Annotated in this window: 1 protein-coding gene and 1 pseudogene; both read left to right on the top strand. The window is 67.9% G+C overall.

Annotated elements, in window-relative coordinates; genetic code table 11:
- Positions 1-1,152 (top strand): annotated as a pseudogene (locus tag H926_RS33805) (hypothetical protein); the annotation flags it as partial.
- A 74-nt stretch (positions 1,153-1,226) separates the two neighbouring features.
- Positions 1,227-1,581 (top strand): RNA polymerase sigma factor (locus H926_RS35130; protein ID WP_305809481.1); only part of this gene is annotated, 355 nt, incomplete at its 3' end.

Genomic DNA, 1,581 nt, shown 5'->3' with positions numbered 1-1,581 from the left:
GGGGCGAGCGCCCGCACCGCGCGCGGGCGGCGCGTGGCCGTGATCGGCAGTTCGCTCAGCGCGATCGATGCCGCGGTGGAACTGGCCGTGCGCCACGGGCAATTCCACGAGGCGGGCGATGGCACGTTGCGTTATGCGATGGAGCAGCCCTTTGCCGTTACGTTCCTGTCGCGCCACGGCCTGCTGCCCGAAGCCGATTTCTGGGTGCCGGAACAGGCGCCGCCGCTGCGCCATTGCACGCCGGCTGCGCTGGCCGCCGTCGTGCACGGCGCCGATGGCGACCTCGATCGCGCGTTTGCCCTGTTCGCCCGCGAACTGGCCGAGGCTGACCCCGACTATGCCCGCACGATCGACCTGCCGACGTGCGACGCTGACAGCTTTGCCACGCGCCATTTTGCCGCGCGCATGGGCAGCGATCCCTTTGTCCATGCCCGCGCCAACCTGGCCCAGGCGCGCGACAGCCATGCTCGCGCGCAGACGATCGCCTGGCGCCACGCCATCCTGCGCATGCACGAGGCGTTTGCCACCATCGTGCCTGACCTGAGCGACGCTGATCTGGCGCGCTTTTCCCGTGGGCTGAAACGCGTGTTTGTCGATAATTACGCCGCTGTACCGCACCTGTCGGTGGCGCGCCTGCTGGCACTGCACGAGGCGGGCGTGCTGACCGTGCAGTGCATCGGCCGCGATGCCAGCATGGCGCGCGCGGCCGATGGTGGCTGGACGATCGGCACCCCCGACGCGGTCGAGCCGTTTGACGAAGTGATCGACGCGCGCGGCCAGGCGCCGCTGGGCTTGGAAGACTTTCCGTTTCCCACCCTGCGCCTTCACATCTGCGCGCAGGCCCTGGCCGAAGACCGCCACTGGCATGAAGGGCTGGCGCCGGCCCAGGGCCATGTACTCGATCCTGAAGATCCGGCGCTGTCGCGCGTGCATGTGCTGTCGCTGCCGTTCCTGCTGCATCGCCATCCGTTCATCCAGGGCTTGACCGAAAGCGCGGCCATGGCGCGTGCTTGCGTCGCGGCACTGGGCCGCCGGGCCGAGGCCAGCGCGCGCGGGCGTGATGATATCCATGCCGCGCTGGCCTGGCTCGATCGCACCGATCCGATCTATCAGGGCACCGACGTGCTGATGGTGGCGCGGCCAACGGCCTGACGCATCGCGAAAATATTTTTACGAGAAGGATGACGGAAACGCCTGCGCGGTGCATCGGTGCGGTGATGCCTGCAATGTCTTCGTTTCTGATCGGCTGGGTCAGCCGCCACGTGCTGCCGCACGAGCGCGCGCTGCGCACATGGCTGCGCACGGCCTTTCCGGCGATCGACGTCGATGACGTGATCCAGGAATCCTATTGCCGGATGGCCGGGCTTTCCAGCGTCGATCATATCGACGATCCGCGCCGCTATTTCTTTCGCATCGCGCGCAATATCGTGCTGGAACAGGTGCGCCGCGAACGCGTGGTGCGGATCGAGGCGGCCAGCGGCCTGGCAGTGCTGGAACAGGGGGCAGTGGACGAGGAATGCAGTCCCGAGCGGATCGTGGCCGGGCGCATGGCGCTTGAGCGGGTGGAGCGCCTGATCGATG

Origin of the sequence: Novosphingobium sp. B-7, assembly GCF_000410615.1 — a bacterium.
Classification (GTDB): domain Bacteria; phylum Pseudomonadota; class Alphaproteobacteria; order Sphingomonadales; family Sphingomonadaceae; genus Novosphingobium; species Novosphingobium capsulatum.
Note: the sequence above shows the minus strand (reverse complement) of the source record. Positions and strands in the feature narration are given on the sequence as shown.